This is a genomic window from Geodermatophilus sp. SYSU D00079 (assembly GCF_054050635.1).
This window is the reverse complement of the sequence record NZ_JBJGZS010000009.1, coordinates 123,003-141,927: the sequence shown is the minus strand read 5'-3', so window position 1 is coordinate 141,927 and position 18,925 is coordinate 123,003. Positions and strand designations below refer to the sequence as shown.

Annotated in this window: 18 protein-coding genes and 1 riboswitch; of the genes, 10 read left to right on the top strand and 8 right to left on the bottom strand. The window is 74.8% G+C overall.

Annotated features, from left to right (window positions below):
• Window positions 1-46: 46 nt before the first annotated feature.
• The 4 genes from qcrB to ctaE form a co-directional block, all read right to left on the bottom strand.
• On the bottom strand, window positions 47-1,711 hold the full coding sequence (qcrB, locus tag ACI79E_RS10310) for a cytochrome bc1 complex cytochrome b subunit (protein WP_456932438.1): 1,665 nt from the start codon (window positions 1,709-1,711) through the stop codon (window positions 47-49).
• Window positions 1,711-2,823, bottom strand: coding sequence for a cytochrome bc1 complex Rieske iron-sulfur subunit (gene qcrA, locus ACI79E_RS10305; protein WP_456932437.1), 1,113 nt, complete (start codon window positions 2,821-2,823; stop codon window positions 1,711-1,713). Before qcrA ends, qcrB begins: the two co-directional genes overlap by 1 nt.
• 73 nt (window positions 2,824-2,896) lie before the next feature.
• Window positions 2,897-3,784 carry a cytochrome bc1 complex diheme cytochrome c subunit gene (qcrC, locus tag ACI79E_RS10300; protein WP_456932436.1) on the bottom strand — a complete coding sequence of 296 codons (888 nt, stop codon included), beginning with the start codon at window positions 3,782-3,784 and terminating at the stop codon, window positions 2,897-2,899.
• A gap of 7 nt (window positions 3,785-3,791) precedes the next feature.
• Window positions 3,792-4,406: an aa3-type cytochrome oxidase subunit III gene (gene ctaE / locus ACI79E_RS10295; RefSeq protein ID WP_456932435.1), complete on the bottom strand. Its 615-nt coding sequence runs from the start codon at window positions 4,404-4,406 to the stop codon at window positions 3,792-3,794.
• A gap of 131 nt (window positions 4,407-4,537) precedes the next feature.
• On the opposite strand from ctaE, the gene ACI79E_RS10290 reads away from it, so the two are divergent.
• Together ACI79E_RS10290 and trpD are read left to right on the top strand one after the other, a co-directional pair.
• Window positions 4,538-4,954 carry a hypothetical protein gene (locus tag ACI79E_RS10290; RefSeq protein WP_456932434.1) on the top strand — a complete coding sequence of 139 codons (417 nt, stop codon included), beginning with the start codon at window positions 4,538-4,540 and terminating at the stop codon, window positions 4,952-4,954.
• Window positions 4,951-5,997, top strand: coding sequence for an anthranilate phosphoribosyltransferase (gene trpD, locus ACI79E_RS10285; protein WP_456932433.1), 1,047 nt, complete (start codon window positions 4,951-4,953; stop codon window positions 5,995-5,997). The genes ACI79E_RS10290 and trpD overlap by 4 nt, the downstream gene beginning before the upstream one ends.
• 53 nt (window positions 5,998-6,050) lie before the next feature.
• Here the strand turns inward: trpD and ACI79E_RS10280 are convergent, their stop codons facing one another.
• On the bottom strand, window positions 6,051-6,338 hold the full coding sequence (locus ACI79E_RS10280; protein WP_456932432.1) for an Lrp/AsnC family transcriptional regulator: 288 nt from the start codon (window positions 6,336-6,338) through the stop codon (window positions 6,051-6,053).
• Window positions 6,335-8,209, bottom strand: a complete 1,875-nt coding sequence (locus tag ACI79E_RS10275) for a DEDD exonuclease domain-containing protein (RefSeq protein WP_456932431.1) — start codon at window positions 8,207-8,209, stop codon at window positions 6,335-6,337. Before ACI79E_RS10275 ends, ACI79E_RS10280 begins: the two co-directional genes overlap by 4 nt.
• A gap of 186 nt (window positions 8,210-8,395) precedes the next feature.
• Between ACI79E_RS10275 and ACI79E_RS10270 the strand changes: the two genes are divergently transcribed.
• The 4 genes from ACI79E_RS10270 (at window position 8,396) to ACI79E_RS10255 (ending at window position 12,679) form a co-directional block, all read left to right on the top strand.
• Window positions 8,396-8,719, top strand: coding sequence for a hypothetical protein (locus ACI79E_RS10270; RefSeq protein WP_456932430.1), 324 nt, complete (start codon window positions 8,396-8,398; stop codon window positions 8,717-8,719).
• Window positions 8,720-8,915: 196 nt separating this feature from the next.
• Window positions 8,916-9,114, top strand: a riboswitch (cyclic di-AMP (ydaO/yuaA leader).
• A gap of 16 nt (window positions 9,115-9,130) precedes the next feature.
• Window positions 9,131-10,213 (top strand): C40 family peptidase, encoded by a 1,083-nt coding sequence (locus tag ACI79E_RS10265; protein WP_456932429.1) that lies wholly within the window; start codon window positions 9,131-9,133, stop codon window positions 10,211-10,213.
• Between the two features lie 73 nt (window positions 10,214-10,286).
• Entirely contained in the window at window positions 10,287-11,555 is a 1,269-nt protein-coding gene (locus tag ACI79E_RS10260) for a M48 family metallopeptidase (protein ID WP_456932428.1), read from the top strand.
• Window positions 11,552-12,679 (top strand): glycosyltransferase family 4 protein, encoded by a 1,128-nt coding sequence (locus ACI79E_RS10255; protein ID WP_456932427.1) that lies wholly within the window; start codon window positions 11,552-11,554, stop codon window positions 12,677-12,679. The genes ACI79E_RS10260 and ACI79E_RS10255 overlap by 4 nt, the downstream gene beginning before the upstream one ends.
• A 9-nt stretch (window positions 12,680-12,688) precedes the next feature.
• Here the strand turns inward: ACI79E_RS10255 and ACI79E_RS10250 are convergent, their stop codons facing one another.
• Window positions 12,689-14,482: an AMP-dependent synthetase/ligase gene (locus ACI79E_RS10250; protein WP_456932426.1), complete on the bottom strand. Its 1,794-nt coding sequence runs from the start codon at window positions 14,480-14,482 to the stop codon at window positions 12,689-12,691.
• A gap of 152 nt (window positions 14,483-14,634) precedes the next feature.
• Here ACI79E_RS10250 and ACI79E_RS10245 point away from each other — a divergent pair, with 152 nt between their 5' ends.
• The 4 genes from ACI79E_RS10245 to ACI79E_RS10230 are packed head-to-tail and all read left to right on the top strand — an operon-like array spanning window position 14,635 to window position 17,622.
• Window positions 14,635-15,066, top strand: a complete 432-nt coding sequence (locus tag ACI79E_RS10245) for an SRPBCC family protein (protein ID WP_456932425.1) — start codon at window positions 14,635-14,637, stop codon at window positions 15,064-15,066.
• Window positions 15,067-15,073: 7 nt separating this feature from the next.
• Window positions 15,074-16,228 carry an ArsA-related P-loop ATPase gene (locus ACI79E_RS10240; protein ID WP_456932424.1) on the top strand — a complete coding sequence of 385 codons (1,155 nt, stop codon included), beginning with the start codon at window positions 15,074-15,076 and terminating at the stop codon, window positions 16,226-16,228.
• Window positions 16,225-16,614 carry a hypothetical protein gene (locus tag ACI79E_RS10235; RefSeq protein WP_456932423.1) on the top strand — a complete coding sequence of 130 codons (390 nt, stop codon included), beginning with the start codon at window positions 16,225-16,227 and terminating at the stop codon, window positions 16,612-16,614. Before ACI79E_RS10240 ends, ACI79E_RS10235 begins: the two co-directional genes overlap by 4 nt.
• Window positions 16,615-17,622, top strand: coding sequence for an ROK family glucokinase (locus tag ACI79E_RS10230; protein ID WP_456932422.1), 1,008 nt, complete (start codon window positions 16,615-16,617; stop codon window positions 17,620-17,622).
• Window positions 17,623-17,671: 49 nt separating this feature from the next.
• On the opposite strand, the gene ACI79E_RS10225 is transcribed toward ACI79E_RS10230, so the two are convergent.
• The gene (locus ACI79E_RS10225) at window positions 17,672-18,913 is read right to left on the bottom strand and encodes an ornithine cyclodeaminase, nickel-pincer nucleotide-dependent (RefSeq protein WP_456932421.1); all 1,242 of its coding nucleotides are present in this window, start codon (window positions 18,911-18,913) and stop codon (window positions 17,672-17,674) included.
• Between the last annotated feature and the right edge of the window lie 12 nt (window positions 18,914-18,925).

Sequence of the window (18,925 nt, the reverse complement as noted above, 5' to 3'; positions counted from 1 at the left end):
GGGCCCCGACGGTTTCCGTCGGGGCCCCACTCGTCTGTGCGGTCGCTCAGTCGCGCGGCTCCTGCGGCCGGCCACCGTCAGCGGGACGACCGGAGGAGGTGAGCTCGCGACCCGCCTCGGCCGAGGCCTGACCGTGCTCCTCGCGCCGCTGCTCCAACTCCACCTGCGCCGGCTCCTCGACGGGCGTGAAGAACCCGCGGATGGCGCGGCGGGCGCCGCCCACGTGGTTCATCCGCTTCGGCACCGGGGCGCCGCCGTAGGCGAGCGCACCGTGGCCGTGCTCGTCCACCGGGCCGAGCGGCTGGTGGACCTCGATGAACTCGCCGTTGGGCAGCCGGCGGATGACACCCGTCTCGATGCCGTGCTCGAGCACCTCGCGGTCGTGCCGCTGCAGGCCCAGGCAGATCCGGTACGTGAAGACGTAGACGACCGGCGGGATGATGATCAGGCCGATGCGTCCGAACCACGTCATCGCGTTCAGGCTGATGTCGAACTTGTCCGCGATGACGTCGTTGCCACCCGAGATCAGCAGGATCACGTAGAAGGCGATCGCCATCGTCCCGAGGGACGTGCGCACGGGCACGTCGCGCGGGCGCTGCAGCAGGTGGTGCGACGCGGTGTCACGGGTGAGCTTGCGCTCGATCATCGGGTAGAGCGCCAGGACCGTGAACATCAAGCCGGCCACGACGACGGTCGGCCAGAACAGGGCCGGGATGGTGTAGTCGCCGGGCAGGTTGATGTCCCAGGCCGGGAACAGACGCGTGGACCCGTCGAGGAACATGATGTACCAGTCCGGCTGGGACGCCGCGGACACCTGGGCCGGGTTGTACGGGCCCCACAGCCACACCGGGTTGATCTGCACCAGGCCACCCAGCGCGGCGCAGACGCCGAACACGATGAACAGCAGGCCCGTGGCCTTCCCGGCGAAGGTCGGGAAGAGGCGGTTGCCGACCACGTTGTGCTCGGTGCGACCCGGGCCGGGGAACTGCGTGTGCTTCTGCTTGACCAGGATCAGCAGGTGCACCGCGATCAGGGCCAGCAGGATCGCCGGGATGATCAGCACGTGGACGATGTAGAAGCGTCCGATGATCTCGGTGCCCACGAAGTCGCCGTTGAAGACCGCGAAGTGGGCCCAGGTGCCGATGACCGGGACCGACAGCAGGATCGCGCTGATGATGCGGAGCCCGGTGCCCGACAGCAGGTCGTCGGGGAGGGTGTAGCCGGTGACGCCCATGAGCAGGGCGAGGACCAGCATGACCACGCCGATGAGCCAGTTGCTCTCCCGCGGCCGGCGGAAGGCGCCGGTGAAGAAGATGCGGAACAGGTGCACCACGATGGCCGCGACGAACAGCAGCGCCGCCCAGTGGTGGATCTGCCGCATGAAGAGGCCGCCGCGGACGTCGAACGACAGCTGCAGCGCCGAGTCGTAGGCCGCGGACATCTCCACACCGCGCAGCGGTGCGTAGGAGCCCTCGTACACGACCTCGGTCATCGAGGCGTCGAAGAAGAACGTCAGGTAGGTGCCCGACAGCAGCAGGATGATGAAGGCGTACAGGGCGATCTCGCCCAGGAGGAACGACCAGTGGTCCGGGAAGACCTTGTTCAGCGTGCGCCGGACCGGGCCGGCGACGATGAGACGGTCGTCGACCTCGAAGGCCGCCTTGCCCAGCCGTGTGGTCGGGGTCCCCGGCGCCGTGGCGGTGCGAGCCATCAGATGCGCTCCCGGTTCCAGTAGGTCGGGCCGACGGCTTCAATGTAGTCACTGCGGGCCACGAAGTAGCCCTCGTCGTCGACCGTGATCGGTAGCTGGGGCAGGGGCCGGGTGGCCGGGCCGAAGACCGGCTTGGCGCCCTGGGTGATGTCGAACATCGACTGGTGGCACGGGCAGAGGATCCGGCTGGTCTCCTGCTCGTACAGCGACACCGGGCAACCGGCGTGCGTGCAGATCTTCGAGAACGCCACGTAGTCGCCGTAGGCGAAGTCGTCGTGCCCCTCACGCGGGCGCAGCACCTCGACCTGCTCGGGCCGGAGGCGGAAGAGCATCGTCGGGGCGTCGGACTCGCGGTTCCCACCCGGGACCGCCGGGAACACCGTCTCGAGCGAGCCGGGCTCCTGGTCGCCGGGGCGGATCGGGGTGCCATCGTCACGGACGAGCCGCACACCCTCGGCCCAGCTGGTGGTGCCCAGGGGGTCGCCCTTGTTCGGGTTCTTGATCAGGCCACCGAGCGGCATGATCAGCATGAGCCCCAGGCCGCCGCCCATGAACGCCATCGAACGGGTGAGCAGCTTCCGACGGGCCAGGCCGCTGTTGTGCAGCCCGCCGACGAGGGTCGCGCCGGTGGTGACCCGGTCGAAGTGCGAGCCGTCGTGCTTGTCCTGCACGGCGGTCTCGTGCGGCAGCAGCTTCTTGGTGTAGAGCACCAGGCCGACGCCGACGAGCGCGAAGGCCAGACCCATCAGCACGCCCAGCAGGGGCGTGAACAGGGCGCTCCACCCGCTGTCGGTGATCTGCCAGTGCCAGTCCGGCAGGAACCAGCCCGAGCCGACGTACACGACGACGAAGGCGAGCGCGGCCACGCCGGCGAGGGCGAAGGCGAGCCCCACCTGGCGCACGGCCCGCTTCTCCAGGCGCGACCCGGGCTCGGGGCCCGGGTCGACGTGCAGGATCTCGACCCCGTCGTAGCGGGCGCCCAGGCGGTCGAGCTCCTCCCGCGGCATGGCCGCGAGCTGCTCGGGGGTGTAGTCGTCGTCCGGGCCGCTGTGCAGCGGTCCGGGGACGTCCGCGCCGCCGGTGGAACCGGGGCGGGTGTCGCGCGTGCTCACGCTTCCTCCTCGCTGACCCACGCGGTCAGCGGTCGCTGGGCCGAAGTCGCCGGTGCGGAGTCCCTGGGCGTGCTCACGCCTTGCTCCCCATCCAGAAGATGCCGAACAGCAGGGCGCTGATGCCCACGACCCAGATGACCAGGCCCTCGGCGACCGGGCCCATGCGGCCGACGCCGAAGCCGCCCGGGTCGGCCTGCCCCTGGATGGTCTGCACGTAGTTGATGATCGACCGCTTCTCGTCGGGGGTCAGCTGGTTGTCCCCGAAGACCGGCATGTTCTCCGGCCCGGTCAGCATCGCGGTGTAGATCTCGAGGTCGTTGACGTCGTTGAGGCTCGGTGCGCGCTTGCCGGAGGAGAGCGCGCCGCCCTCGCCGACGAAGTTGTGGCACGACGCGCAGTTGAGCCGGAACAGCTCGCCACCGAGGGCGAGGTCGCCGTCGCGGAGGTCGCCGGAGGGGAGGGTGGGGCCACCGCCGTTGGCTTGGACGTAGGCCATCAGCTGGTCGATCTCCTCGTCGGAGAAGACGGCCGGCTTGTCCGGAGCCTGGGCCTCCTGGCGGACCAGCGGCATGCGACCGGTGTGCACCTGGAAGTAGACGGCCGCCTCGCCGACGCCGATGAGGGAGGGCCCGCGGGCGGGGACGCCCTCGAGGTTCTCGCCGTGGCAGGTGATGCAGCTGCGCTCGTACAGCTCACGGCCGGCCGCCTCCGCGGAGGACTCGCTCGCGGTGGCCTCGTCGGTGGCGTACGCAGGTGACAGCGCCGAGTACAGCGTGCCGGTCAGCACGAGGGCGGCCATCAGGCCGGCCACGTTGACCACCCGACGGCGGTGCTTCGAGCGCCGGCGGGCGCGGGCCGCGGCGGCGGGGGAGCCCTCGGTCGGACGGCGTGACCAGCGGGCGCGGCCGCTCGGCGTCACGTCGTCGGGCTGGGCGTCGGACTGCGGGTTCGTGGTGGACACCGGTTCCCTAGCGGATCAGGTAGATCGTGGCGAAGAGCCCGACCCACACGACGTCGACGAAGTGCCAGTAGTAGGAGACCACGATGGCCGCGGTCGCCTGGGCTGGCGTGAAGCGGCCCATGGTGGACCGGATGAGCAGGTAGACGAAGGCGACCAGACCCCCGATCACGTGCAGCGCGTGGAAGCCGGTGGTCAGGTAGAAGACCGAGCCGTACGTCGAGCTGGAGATCGTCGTGGCGTGGTCGACGACGAGCACGCGGTACTCGTTCGCCTGGGCGAGCACGAAGACCAGGCCCATGACGAAGGTGATCGTGAACCAGCGCCGCAGGCCGTAGACGTTGCCCTGCTCCGCCGCGAACACCCCGAGCTGGCAGGTGACCGAGGAGGCCACCAGGATGATCGTGAAGATCAACGCGTAGGGCAGGTTCAGCTCGGTCGGCTCGGGCGGCCACCCCTCGGTGGCACGAGCCCTCGCGGTGAAGTACATGGCGAACAGCCCGGCGAAGAACATCAGCTCGCTGGAGAGCCAGATGATCGTGCCGACACTGACCATGTTCGGACGGGTCAGGGAGTGCACCCGCGAGGTGTCGAAGGTGCCGCTCGCGACGGGAGCCGTTGTCACGTGGCCATCATGGCATCGGCCCCGTCAAGGTCACGACCGCGGGTGGGCGGGCGTGGCGGCGCCGTGACCTCCCCGATACCTCGCGACGGTCGTCGCCGGCGGCGGGTGCTCCGGGCACTAGTCTCGGCCGGGTGAGCGACGCGCCGGCCACCGTCCTGGTCTACAGCTCCCGGCCCGAGGTACGCGCTGCGGTGCGGACGGCCGTGGGCCGCCGGCCGGCGGCCGACGTGGGCCCTCTCACCTGGGTCGAGTGCGCCACGGACCAGGAGGTCATCGAGTCGGTGGACGAGGGCGCCGTCGACCTCTGCATCCTCGACGGCGAGGCCCAGCCCGCCGGCGGGCTCGCGCTCAGCCGGCAGATCACGGTGGAGGTCGCCGACCGTCCGGCGCTGTGCGTGCTGATCGCCCGGCAGCCCGACCGCTGGCTCGCGCACTGGTCGCAGGCCGACGCGACCCTGCCCTTCCCCGTCGACCCGCTGACCGCTCCCACCGTCGTCGCCGACCTGCTGCGCGACCGGGTGGGGCGCCGGCCCGTTCCGCGCCGGTGAGCGCGCGCACGCCCACCTGGCCCGCGCTGCTGACCCGGCTGCTGGCCCGCGAGGACCTCTCCACCGACGACGCCGCCTGGGCGATGCGGGAGGTCATGGCGGGGGAGGCGACGCCGGCCCAGATCGCCGCGTTCGCCGTCGCGCTGCGGGCCAAGGGGGAGTCGCCGGAGGAGGTCGCCGGCCTGGCGGCCACCATGCTGGAGCGCGCCACGCCGGTGCACCTGCCCCTGGACTGCGTCGACATCGTGGGTACCGGGGGTGACCAGGCGCACACGGTCAACATCTCGACCATGGCCGCGGTGGTGACCGCCGCCGCGGGCGCGCCGGTGGCCAAGCACGGCAACCGGGCCGCGTCGTCGTCCTCGGGGGCTGCGGACGTCCTCGAGGCGCTCGGCGTCGTCATCGACCTGCCGGCCGCGGCGGTCGCCTCGTGCGTCCAGGAGGCCGGGATCGGCTTCTTCTTCGCGCCGGTCTTCCACCCGGGGTTCCGGCACACCGCCGTGCCGCGGCGGGAGATGGGCGTCGGGACGGTCTTCAACTTCCTCGGCCCGCTGGCCAACCCGGCGCGCCCGGTGGCCGCCGCCATCGGCTGCGCCGACGCGCGCATGGCCCCGGTGCTGGCCGCCGTCCTGGCCGGGCGCGGCACGCGCGGCCTGGTGTTCCGGGGGGACGACGGCCTGGACGAGCTCACGACCACCACCACCTCGTCGGTGTGGGTGGTCCGCGACGGGGACGTCGAGGCCGACCGGCTCGACCCGGCCGCGCTCGGGATCGAGGCCCCGCCGGCCGGTGCCCTGCGCGGCGGCGACCCGGCCTTCAACGCCGACGTCTTCCGGCGCGTGGTGGCCGGTGAGCGGGGGCCGGTCCGGGACGCGGTGCTCCTCAATGCCGCCGCCGCGCTGGCCGCGTTCGACCAGCGGGCCGGACGGCTGCACGACGTCCTCGCCGCCGGGCTCGAGCGGGCCGCCGCGGCGGTCGACGACGGGCGCGCCCAGGCCCAGCTGGAGCGCTGGGTGTCGGTCAGCCGGTCGCTGCGCGCCTAGTCCCCCTGCAGGGTCCCGGCGCGAGCTCGCGAGTGGTGGGGGCAGGGCCTCCGTCAGTCGGCGGTGTCGAAACCGATCGCGAACGCCGCCTCGAGGTCGTGCCGGGAGTAGGCGCGGAAGGCGATGTGGGTGTCGGTCTCCAGGACGCCGGGCACCTTGTTGATCCGCCCCGCCACGACGTCGGCGATCTGCTCGAACTCGCGCACGCGCACCACGGCGATCAGGTCGACGGTGCCGGCGACCGAGTAGACCTCGCTGACCCCGTCGAGGTCGGCGACGGCCTCGGCCACCTCGGGGATCGCGTCGGTGGCCGCGTCGATCATGACGATGGCGGTGATCACGCCGGCGATGCTAGCCGGGCCGCGGCCGGGCCGGCGGCTGCGCGGGGCCCGGGTGAGATCCGGTCCGGCCGCGCGCGGGTGCCGAGCGAACGGGTGTCGGCGAAGGGGTCGCGGCCGGAGTGCCCCGCCTCCACGCGGTCGAGGAAGGCGGTGTAGCCCCCGGTGCCGGGCACCGGGCAGGCGAGGGTGCCGGACACCTGGACGAGGCGGGTGCCGGGCTTCTCCATCCAGCGCAGCACCAGTTCGGTCTCGTCGACCGACGCGGCCAGCTCGTCGTCCGGGCCCAGCGGGGTCTCGGCGGTGGACAGCAGCCCGGCCAGGGTGTCCCGGACCGACGTCCCCCGGGGCGCGCAGCCGGCGGCCACCAGCCGCCCCCGGCGGACGACGGACAGGTGCCAGCCGCCCGCCCCGTCGGGGCGGGCCAGGACCAGCTCCGGTACCGCGGCCAGCGACTCCAGCCGCTGCCGGCGGCGGACGGCGCGCACGAGGACCGCCACCCTGTCCCGGAGCACCGCCGCGTCCTCGTAGCGCTCCTCGGTGGCCAGCCGGTCGACGCGGGCCAGCAGCGGTGCGAGCAGCGCCCGGGGGTCGGCGGCGACGGCGGCGCGGAAGACCTCGGCGATCCCGGCGTACTCCTCGACCGACTGCGCGCCGGTGCAGGGGGCGCCGCACCGGCCCATCCCGGCCAGTGCGCAGGCGGTGCCGAGCACGCGCAGCGACAGCCGGCCGGTGCACTGCCGCAGGGGCAACGACTCGTGGATGGCGGCGACGGCGGCGTCGGCGGCGCGCCGGTCGGGGAACGGGCCGAGGAACACCCCCGCGCCGGGGCGGACCCGGCGCACCACCGACAGCCGGGGGAACGGCTCGTCGGTCAGGCGGACCCACAGCGCCCGTTCGGGGAACCGGGAGCGCCGGTTGTAGCGGGGCTTCTGCTCGGCGATCAGCCGCAGCTCCCGGACGGCGGCCTCGAGGTCGTGGGCGCAGGGGATCGCGTCGACCCGCTGGGCCAGCGCGACCATCTCGGTGATCCGGCTGCGCTGCTCGCCGGCGGTGAAGTAGCTGCGGACCCGGCTGCGCAGGTCGTTGGACGTGCCGACGTAGAGGGGCTCGTCGCGCGGGCCGCGGAACAGGTAGACGCCGGGCCCGGTCGGGACGGCGTCGGCCAGGTGCCGCTTGCGCAGCCGCTCGGGGTCGACCTGCCGGGTGAGGCCGGTGAGCTCCTCCAGGCTGGTGATGCCCAGCGGGCCGAGCCGCTCGAACAGCCCGTGCAGCACGTCGACGGTGGCCCGGGCGTCGGCCAGCGCGCGGTGGCAGGGCTCGGTGGTGGTGCGGAAGTAGGGCGCCAGGGTGGCCAGCTTGCAGTTGGGCACCTCGTCGCGGGTCAGCAGCCGGCGGGCGAGGACGGCGGTGTCGACCGAGGCCGTGGCCGGCCACGGGATGCCGTTCTCCGCGCAGGCGGCCTTGAGGAACCCGAGGTCGAAGGGGGCGTTGTGGGCCACCAGGACCGCGCCCCGGGCGAACTCGAGGAAGCTCGGCAGCACCGCGCCGATGCGCGGGGCGGTGGCGACCATCGTGGAGGTGATGCCGGTCAGGACGCTGATGTAGGGCGGGATCTCGCAGCCCGGGTCGACCAGGGTCTGGAACTCGCCCAGGACGGCGCCGCCCCGGACCTTGACCGCGCCGATCTCGGTGATGGCGCTGTCCTTCGGCGAGCCGCCGGTGGTCTCCAGGTCGACCACCACGAACGTCACCTCGGCCAGCGGGGTGCCCAGCTCCTCGATGGTGGCCTGCTCGTAGCGGGGGAGCCCGGCGGCGGCTCGTGCGGCTGTGCCGGCGGCGATCCCGGCCAGCCGGGCGGGGGAAGAGGGCACGGGGCGGACGGTAGGTCGGGGCAGTGACAGTCCCGGGGACGCGCGCCGGTGTCCCGCCCGATGGCGGGGAGGCAGCCGACCGCGGTCGCGCGGAACTGTCGGAGCCCGTCCCTAGCGTCCGGCGCGGACCGACCGGGGCCGTGGAGGGCCTCTGCGACGAGGTGTCGGTCAGCAGAGGAGTGGGCCATGTTCATCGACTGCGACACCTGCACCGCCCGGGGCACCGGCTGCACCGACTGCGTCGTCACCGTCCTGCTGGGCGCCCCGCCGGGCTGGGAGACCGCCGACCCGACGGTGGTGCCGATGGCCGGCCGGCGCGACGGCGGCAGCGCCCAGACCGCCGAGGACGTCGTGGTGCCGCGGCCCGGCGTGGTCGTGGAGTTCGACGACGTCGAGCGGCGTGCGGTGCGGGTGCTGGCCGAGGTCGGCCTGGTCCCGCCGCTGCGGCACCAGCCGTCCACCGGTGGGCGTCCCGGCGGCGCGGCCCGGGAGCGGCGGCGCACCGGGTGAGCCGCACCGGCCGGGCCTCCCGCCGGCAGGCACGCAGCGTCGACGTCCACGGTGACCGTGCGTGGCCGCCGGCGTGGCGCGGGCCGGACGTGTGGCTGTTCCCACAGTCCACGCAGACCCCGTTTGTCACATCTTCATCACGCCCGTACGGTGAGCCGGTCCGACCGGGCGGTCGTCACCCGCGAGAGGTGACCTCGGGCGGACACCGCCGAATCCCCTGACGCGCCCCGTGCGGCGTCGAGGGGGAACCGGGGACCCACCGCAGCACTGGGGTGAGTTCTCGCGTGCGCCGGTGACCCGGGGCACACGCGCCGCCCGTCGGCGCGCAGAGATAGGGCACTTCTTCCCAGCCCGAACCCGTCAGCTAACTCGGTAGGCGGTTGCTGAGGAAGAAACGGAGAGCCGCCGACCGTGGCGACGCCTCGCCCTGCCCTGGGGCATGCACTCGACCAGTCCCACCCCGACCTCCCGGTCCTGTTCCGCCGCCCCCGCCTGGCCCGCCGACTCGGTCGCGGGCTCGTCCTGGGAGCCACCGCCACCCTGGCCCTCACCCTCCTGCCGGGTACGGCCGCCGCGGACCCGCAGCAGGCCGGTACCGCCGCCCAGGCCGCCCAGCTGGTCGCCCAGGCCGGTCACGAGCTCGAGGTCGTCACCGAGCAGGTCAACGAGGCCCGCGAGGTGCTCGCGCAGCAGCAGGCCGCCGCGGACGGCGCCCGCCAGGCCGCCGCCGACGCCCAGCAGCAGCTCGACGCCCTCGACGGTCAGGTCCGGCAGGTCGCGCGCACCGCCTACACCGGCGACGGGATGACCCAGCTGGACCTGTTCATGACGAGCACGTCGGCGGAGGACTTCGTCTCCCAGCTGGCCACCCTCGAGGTGATCGCCGGTCACACCACCGACGTCCTCGCCCAGGTGGCCGAGCGGGCCGCTGCCGCCGAGCAGGCCCGCGCCGACGCCGACGCCGCGCAGGCGCAGGCGCAGGCCACCCTCGACGACGTCACCGCCCGGCAGGCCCGGCTGGAGTCCGACATCGCCGACTACCGGGCCCAGTACGACGCGCTCTCGGCACCGCAGCAGCAGGAGGTCGTGACCGCGCACGCCGGCCGGCCCGTGGTCGCGCCCGCGCCGGCCGCCGCCGCCAGCGGTGCCGCGCAGGCCGCCGTCGACACCGCGCTCGCCCAGGTGGGGGACCCGTACGTGTGGGGCGCCGGCGGCCCGAACGCCTTCGACTGCTCGGGGCTCACGCAGTACGCCTACGCCGCGGCCGGCATCAGCCTCCCGCACTCCAGCCGCATGCAGTCGACGATGGGCACCGCCGTCTCGCGGGCCGACCTGCAGCCGGGCGACCTGATCTTCTACTTCAGCCCGGTCAGCCACGTCTCGATGTACATCGGCAACGGCCAGATGGTGCACGCCTCGACGTCCGGTCAGCCGGTCAAGGTCGTCAGCGTCGACTCCATGGGCGGGATCACCGCCATGCGCCGCCTCGCCTGAGGGAGGCCCGGGCACCCCGCCGCCCGGCGACGGGGAGGACGGGGTCTGCTCGGGGACTCCTAGGATCGGCCGGGTGAGCGCCCGTCGGGCCGCGCTGCTGGTCGCGGGTGTGCTCGGGGCGGCCTTCGTGGTCGTCGTCGCCGTCGGCACGCCGTGGACGCTGCTGCCCGAACCGCCGGGCGGGGCCAGCCCGGTCCGGCCCGGCGCCGGCCTGGCCCCCGGCGTCGTCGAGCGCGCTGAGTCCTTCGCCGCCGCGATCCGCCCGGCGTCCCTCGCCTCGCTGGGACTGGGGCTGGCGGCCTCGGCGGTCCTCGCCCTGACCCCGCTGGGGCGGTGGCTGGTCCGGACCGTGGCCCGGCCGCTGGGCGGTGGATGGGTCTGGCAGGTGCTGCTGGGCACGGTGGCGCTGACGGTGGTGGGCCGGCTGGTCACCCTGCCGCTGTCGGCCTACGGGGAGGTGGTCCGCCACCGGTTCGGGCTGTCGACGCGCAGCTGGCCGCTGTGGCTGCGCGACGTCGCCGTCTCCACCGCCATCAACGCCGCGCTGACCGCCCTCGCCCTGCTCGCGGTCGTGTGGCTGGCCCGCCGGGCGCCCCGGACGTGGTGGGCGTGGGCTGCCGGGGCCGCGGCCGCGCTGGTCGTCGTCGGCTCGTTCCTGTACCCGGTGCTCCTCGAGCCGGCGTTCAACCGGTTCGAGCCGCTGCCGGCCGGGCAGCTGCGCACCGACCTGCTGGAGCTGGCCGAGGCCAACGGCACCCCGGTCGAGGACGTGCTGGTCGCCGACGCCTCCCGGCGGACGACGGCGCTCAACGCCTACGTCTCCGGGTTCGGCTCCACCCGGCGGATCGTGCTGTACGACACGACCCTCGACCAGCTGCCCGACGCCGAGATCGAGTCGATCGCCGCGCACGAGCTGGGCCACGTCGCCACCGACGACGTCCTGACCGGGACGCTAGAGGGGGCGCTCGGCGCGGCCGCGGGGGTCGCCCTCCTCGGCTGGCTGCTGTCCTGGTCGCCACTGCTGCGCCGGGCCGGGGCCGACTCGGCCGGGGACCCCCGCGTGGTGCCGCTCGTGCTGTTCCTGGCCGCGCTCGGCACGCTGGTGTCCACCCCCGTGCAGAACCTGGTGTCCCGGCAGGTGGAGGCGCGCGCGGACCTGCACGCCCTGGACCTGACCGGGGACGCCGAGGCGTTCGTCGCCATGCAGAACCGGCTGGCCACCGCGAACCTCTCCGACCCCGATCCGCCCGCGGCCTGGCAGTGGTTCTTCGGCTCGCACCCGACCGGACCGCAGCGGATCGCCTTCGCCGAGGACTGGCAGCGGCTGCAGGAGGCCGGGTGAGGACGCTCGTCGTCACCAACGACTTCCCGCCGCGCCAGGGCGGCATCCAGACCTTCGTCGCCGCGCTGCTGGCCCGGCGCCCGCCGGACTCCCTGGTCGTGCTCGCCTCCCGCTCGCCCGGCTGGGAGGAGTACGACGCCGCGCTGCCGTACCCGGTGGTCCGGCAGCGGACCGGCATGCTCCTGCCCACGCCCGCCACGGCGCGCGCCGCCACCGACCTCGCCCGCCGGTACGGGTGCGACACCGCCTTCTTCGGGGCGGCCGCGCCCCTCGGGCTGCTCGCCCCCGCCCTGCGGGCGGCCGGGGTCGGCCACCTCGTCGGCGCCACCCACGGCCACGAGACGGGCTGGGTCGCGCTGCCGGGGGCGCGGCGGCTCATGCAGCGCATCGCCGGCGGCCTCGACGTCCTGACCTACATCAGCGAGTACACCCACGCGCGGCTGGCGCCGGCGCTGGACGGCGCCACGCGCATGGCGCAGCTGTCGCCCGGGGTGGACGTCGACCTGTTCACGCCGGACGCCGACGGCGCGGCCGTGCGCGAGCGGTACGGGCTGGGCGGGGCGCCGGTGGTGGTCTGCGTCTCCCGGCTGGTGCCGCGCAAGGGGCAGGACGTGCTCGTCGCCGGCTGGCCGCGGGTGCTGGCCCGGCATCCCGGGGCCCGGCTGCTGCTGGTCGGCGGCGGCCCGCTGGAGACCCGGCTGCGCCGCGCCGTGGCCGCCGCGGGGCTCGAGCGCTCCGTCGTCCTCACCGGGCCGGTCCGCCCGGACCAGCTGCCGGCGCACTACGCCGCCGGGGACGTCTTCGCCATGCCGTGCCGCACCCGCCGCGGCGGTCTGGACGTCGAGGGGCTCGGGATGGTCTACCTCGAGGCGGCCGCCTGCGGCCGGCCGGTCGTCGCCGGCACCTCCGGCGGCGCGCCGGAGACGGTGCAGGAGGGCGTGACCGGGCACGTCGTCGCCGACCCGCGCTCGCCGGAGGGGGTGGCGGCGACGGTGAACGCCCTGCTCGACGACCCGGACCGGGCGCGCGCCATGGGCGCGGCCGGCCGGGCGTGGGTCGAGCAGCGCTGGTCGTGGTCGACGATCGCCGCGACGTTCGCGGAGCTGCTGCACGGCCCGCGCTAGCGGCCCGGCTCAGCGGCTGTAGAGGGCTTCCACCTCGGTGTCGAACTCCTTCATGACCACGGCCCGCTTGAGCTTCAGGCTCGGGGTGAGCATCCCGTTGGCCTCGGTGAAGTCGGTGGCCAGCACCCGGAACTTCTTGATCGACTCGGCCTTGGACACCGCCTTGTTGGCCTCCGCGACGGCCGACTCGATCTCGGCCAGGACGTCGGGGTCGTCGGTCAGGTCGGCCGCGGTCGTGCCGGCCGGCTTGCCCCGGGACTCCAGCCAGGCCGGCAGCGCCTCCTCGTCGAGGGTGATCAGCGCGCCGATGAACGGGCGCTGGTCGCCGACGACGATGCACTGGCTGACCAGCCGGTGGGCGCGCAGCCTGTCCTCGAGCACGGCCGGGGCGACGTTCTTGCCGCCGGCGGTCACCAGGATCTCCTTCTTGCGGCCGGTGATCCGGATGAAGCCGTCGCTGTCGATGTCGCCGAGGTCGCCGGTGTGGAACCAGCCCTCCGGGTCGATGGCCTCGGCGGTGGCCTGCTCGTTCCTCCAGTAGCCGGGCATGACGATGCCGCCGCGGATGAGGATCTCCCCGTCGTCGGCGATCGCCGCCTGGACGCCGGGCAGCGGCCGGCCGACGGTGCCGATCCGGAAGGCGGCGTCGTGGTTGACCGAGGCCGCGGCGGTGGTCTCGGTCAGGCCGTAGCCCTCGTAGACGGTGACGCCGATGCCGCGGAAGAAGTGGCCGAGCCGCTCACCGAGCGGGGCGCCACCGGAGACCGCGCCGAGGCAGCGGCCGCCGAGCGCGGCGCGCAGCTTGCCGTAGACCAGCCGGTCGAACAGCGCGTGCTGGGCCCGCAGCGCCAGCCCGGGACCGCCGGTGTCCTTCGCCCGCGACCAGTCGATCGCGACCTTGGCCGCCCGGTCGAAGATCTTGCCCTTGCCGTCGGCCTCGGCCTTGGCCTTGGCCTGGTTGTAGACCTTCTCGAACACCCGGGGGACGGCGAGGACGAAGGTGGGCCGGAAGGCGCCGAGGTCCTCGACGAGGTTGGACACGTCGGGGGTGTGGCCGATGACGGTGCGGGTCTTCACCGCGCCGACCTCCAGCACCCGGGCCAGCACGTGCGCCAGCGGGATGAACAGCAGCAGCGACCCGTCCCGGTTCAGGAACCGGTCCAGCAGCGTCATCCCGTTGCCGATCTCGAACAGGAAGTTGGCGTGGGTGAGCTCGCAGCCCTTGGGCCGGCCCGTCGTCCCGCTGGTGTAGATGATCGTGGCCAGGCTCGACGAGCGGAGCGCGGCGCGGCGGGCCGCCAGCTCGCTGTCGGGGACGTCGGCCCCCGCGGCGGTCAGCGTGCCGATGGCGTCCTCGTCGATGACCCACACCGGACCGAGGTCGGGGGTCTGGTCACGGACGGAGTCGACCGCGGCGGCGTGCTCGGGGCGCTCCACGACGGCGGCCCGGGCGCCGGAGTCCGACAGGATCCAGGCGACCTGGTCGGGGCTGGAGGTCTCGTAGATCGGGACGACGACGCCGCCGGCGGCCCAGATGGCGAAGTCCAGGACCGTCCACTCGTAGCGGGTCTTGGCCTGCAGGGCGACCCGGTCGCCGGCCTGGACGCCGGCGGCCACGAGGCCCTTGGCGACGCCGTCGACCTGGGCACCGAACTCGCGCCAGGTGACGTCGTCCCAGCGGCCGTCCCGCCGGACGCGGAGGCCGACCTCGTCGCCGTACGCGGTCACGTTGGTGGTGAGCAGGTCGGGCAGGGCCTCGTCGGGGCCCACCTCGGTCGTCGCCGGGACGCTGAACTCGCGCACGCCTGGTCCTCTCCTCCCCGCCCGACCACGGCACCGTCGCGCGTGGCCCCGGACCGGGACGCGCCAAATCTAGCCGCTGGGGGCTACCCAGGAGTAGCAGGCGCGGGTGCCACGACCGGGCGACAGTGCGGCGAGCGGATAGCCTGCTGCCCATGGCCGACCAGTCCACGCAGTCGATCACCGTCGAGGCTCCCGCGGCGGACGTGATGGCGGTCATCGCCGACTTCGAGGCCTATCCCCAGTGGGTCGCCGCCGCCCAGCAGGTGGAGGTGCTGGAGGCCGGCGCCGACGGCCGCGCCCGCCGGGTGCGCTTCGTCATCGACGCGGGGATGGTCAAGGACGACTACGTCCTCGAGTACGACTGGGACGGCGACCGCTCGGTGTCCTGGCACCTGGTCCAGGGTCAGATGCAGAAGCGCCAGGAGGGCTCCTACACCCTCGCCGAGCGCGACGGCCGGACCGAGGTCACCTACCGGATCACCATCGACACCCACCTCCCGCTGCTCGGGATGTTCAAGCGGAAGGCGGAGAAGGTCATCCTCGACACCGCCCTCAAGGAGCTCAAGAAGCGCGTCGAGGGCTGACCGGCCCGTGCGCACGCTGCTCCTCACCGGTCCCGGTGGGGCCGGTACCTCGACCCTCGCGGCAGCCGCCGCCGTGCGGGCCGCCCGCGCCGGCTCCCGCACCCTGCTGCTGACCGCCGCGGCCCGGCCGGGCCTGTCGGCGGTCCCCGGGCTGTCGGTGGACCCGGTCGAGCCGCTCGGCGCGCTCGAGTCGCTCTGGGGTGCGTCGGCTCCGGTCCTGGCGGCGGCGGCCCCGGGTGTCGACCTGCCGCCGGCCAGCTCGGTCGTGCCCCTGCCCGGCGCCCGTGACCTGGCGCTGCTGGCGCGGCTGGCCCGTGCCCGGGCGGGCGCGGAGGCCGACGTGGTGGTCGTCGACGCCGGCCCGCTGCCCTCGGGCGCGGCCCTGGTCGGGCTGCCCGGCGTGCTGCGCTGGTGGCTGGACCAGGCGCTGCCCACCCGGCTGCGCATGCTGGGCGCAGTCCGGACCGCCGCGGTGCGCTCCGGCGTCGTCCCGCGGGGGCCGGTCGACGCGGCCCTGGACGCGGTCCCGGTGGTCGAGGAGCTGATCTCTGGCGTGGACCTCACCGACCCGGTCACGACCGAGGTCCGGCTGGTCGCCGCGCCCCGCCCGGACGTCGTCCCGGTGCTGCGCGCGGCGGTGACCACGCTGGCGCTGCACGGTCAGCGGCCGACCGCCGTGCTGACGCGGGTGCTGCCCGACGGCGGGACGGGGGAGTGGTGGCGCCGGCGCGCCGCCGAGCAGGCCGCCGTCGCCGAGGCGCTGGCGGAGCTGGCCCCCGTGCGGCGGGTCGAGGAGGTCCCGGAGACGCCGGCCGACGCCGCCGGGCTGGCCGCCCTCCTCCCGGACGAGGACGGCGGCGCACCCGTGGCACCGCTCACCCCCGTGTCCGAGCGGGTGGATGGCGGCCGGCGGCTGGTGCTCGCCCTGCCCTTCGCCGAGCGCGACCGGCTGGAACTGACCCGCTGGCGGGACGACCTCGTGGTCACCGCCGCGGGAGCGCGCCGGTCGATCCGGCTCGACGCGCTCCTGCGCCGGTGCGTGGTCACCGCCGGGCACCTCGCCGACGCCGGCACCGCCCGGGCCCGGCTCGAGGTGACCTTCACACCCGATCCGCAGCAGTGGCCGGCCGATCTGCTGGCCGCCGAGGGGAGCAGGACATGACCGACGGACCCGACTGGGTCGAGCAGGCCCGCCGGCTGGTCGCCGGGCTGGGCCAGACCCTCGGCGAGGCGGCGCGGACCGGGGCGCAGCCCGACGCGGAGGGGGCCGGTCACCCGGCGGACTGCCGCTGGTGCCCGGTCTGCCAGGTGGCCGCGGTGGTGCGGGGCGAGCGCCCCGAGGTGACCGCCGCCCTGGCCGACGCGCTGACAGCCGCGGCCGCCGCGCTGCGCTCCTTCGCCGAGCAGTCCCCGGCCGCGCCTCCGGCTCCGGCCGACGGGTCCCCGACCGCGCCCCCGGCCGAGGAGCCGCCGGCCGCCCCGGAGGCGGCCGCCCCCGAGCCGGTGACCCCGGAGCCGGCTCCGGTGCAGCGCATCGAGATCGCCTGAGTGGCCGGGACCCACGGCTCCGCGGAGCCGGCCGCCGCGGCGCTGCCCGCGCTCGGCATCGACATCGGCGGGACCAAGGTCGCCGGAGGCGTCGTCGCCCCGGACGGGACGGTGGTCGCCACCGCCCGCCGCGCCACCCCCGGGTCGTCGGTGAGCGAGACCGAGGACGCGATCGCCGCCGTCGTCGACGACCTGGCCCGTGTGCACGGCGGCCCGCTGGTCGGCGTCGGCGTCGGCGCGGCCGGCTGGTTCGACCGGACCGGCGACACGGTGCTGTTCAGCCCGCACCTGGCCTGGCGCAACTCGACGCTGCGCAAGGACCTCTCCGCCCGCCTGCAGCGGCCGATGTGGGTCGGCAACGACGCCGACGCCGCCGCCTGGGCCGAGTACCGCTACGGCGCGGCCGCCGGCGCGGACCTCGCCCTGATGATCACCCTGGGCACCGGCATCGGTGGCGGCATCGTCATGGACGGGCGGCTGCGCCGCGGCTCGCACGGCGTGGCCGGGGAGTGGGGGCACATGCGCGTGGTCCCCGACGGTCGGCTGTGCGCGTGCGGCAACCGCGGCTGCTGGGAGCAGTACGCCAGCGGCACCGCGCTCGGTCAGACCGCGCGCGAGGTGGCCCGCAGCTCCCCGGCGGCCGCGGCGCTGCTGCTGGAGCGGGTGGGCGGCGACGCCGACCGGCTCACCGGGGAGCACGTCGCGACCGCCGCGGCCGAGGGCGACCCGCTGGCGCTGGAGCTGCTGGCCGAGGTGGGGTCCTGGCTCGGGCAGGGCATCGCCGACCTCGCCGCCGTCCTCGACCCGGAGATCGTGGTGATCGGCGGCGGGGTGAGCGTGCTCGGCGAGATGGTGCTCGGCCCGGCGCGGGCCCGGCTGGAGCGCGCGCTGCCGGGCCGGGGGTTCCGGCCCGGGCCGCGGGTGGTGGCCGCCCGGCTGGGGGCGCAGGCCGGGCTCGTGGGCGCCGCCGACCTGGTGCGCCGCGCGGTCTGCGAGGGCGAGGCCTGAGGGCGGGGCCGCTCCTCTCCCTGCGGGCCCAGGGCCGGCGCGAGGGACCTCACCCGCCGGTCAGTTCGCGGGCGAGCTCCTCGAGGAACAGCCCGATGTCGGTGACGATGCCCACCGCCTGCGCGCTGCCGCGGTCGGCCAGCTTGGTCACCGTGGCCGGGTTGATGTCCACGCACACCAGCGGCACCGACGCCGGGAGGATGTTCCCGGTGGCGATGGCGTGCAGCATGGTCGCCACCATGATCGCGAAGCCGACGTCCGGCAGCTGGGCCCGCATCGCGCGCTGACCCTCGACCACGTCGGTGTACACGTCGGGCAGCGGCCCGTCGTCGCGCACCGAGCCGACCAGCACGAACGGCTTGCCCGCCCGCACCATCGCGTGCATGACGCCGCCGGTCAGGACGCCGGACGCCACCGCCGCGGCGATCGAGCCGGCCCGCCGGATGGTGTTGATCGCCCGGATGTGGTGCTCGTGGCCGTGCGGCACGCCCGACCCCTTGGCGAGGTCGACGCCCAGCGAGGTGCCGTACAGCGCCGACTCGATGTCGTGGGTGGCCAGCGCGTTGCCGGCGAACAGGACGTCGACGTAGCCGGCGTCCACCAGCCGCACCATCGCCGGGGCCGCCCCGGTGTGGACGACGGCCGGCCCGCCGACCCACAGCACCTTCTGCCCGGCCGCCCTGACCCCCCGCACCCGGTCGGCGATCTGGCGGACCAGCACCGCCTGCGGCTTCTCGCTGGAGGCCGCCGACGACATGAACCCGAAGGCCTCCTCCTCGCCCCGGGCGACCGACGGCGGCAGCTCCACCCGGACGCCGTGCGCGCCGCAGACCACCGACTCGCCGGCCCGCACGTCGCTCACCGGCACCGTGCGGACGACGAGACGCCCGCCCTGCTCGGTGACCACCAGGCCGCAGTCCATCTCGGCGCGGTCCACCGGCAGCCACTCCCGGTCCAGGCGCACGAAGGTGTCCAGGTTGGTCGTGGAGTAGAAGTCGTCGGGGAACACGCCGTCGGCCGGCGCGGGGCGCAGGGTCGCCGTCCCCGGGTCGACGGCGTTGGCGCCGTGGGTCTGCAGGCGCTGCACGATGCGGTCGACCAGCTCCGCGTCCCCGGCGCTGACCCGCACGGTCGCGCGGGACTCGTCCTCGTGCCGGCGGCCGAGGGTGAGGTCCTCGATGAGGTAGTCCCCGCCGTACTCCAGGACGTCGTCGAGCACGCGGGCCAGGACGCCGGTGTCCATCAGGTGCCCGGTGAGCGTGACCGTCGTCGAGTGCGGCGCGGGGTCCACCCGCCGCAGGCT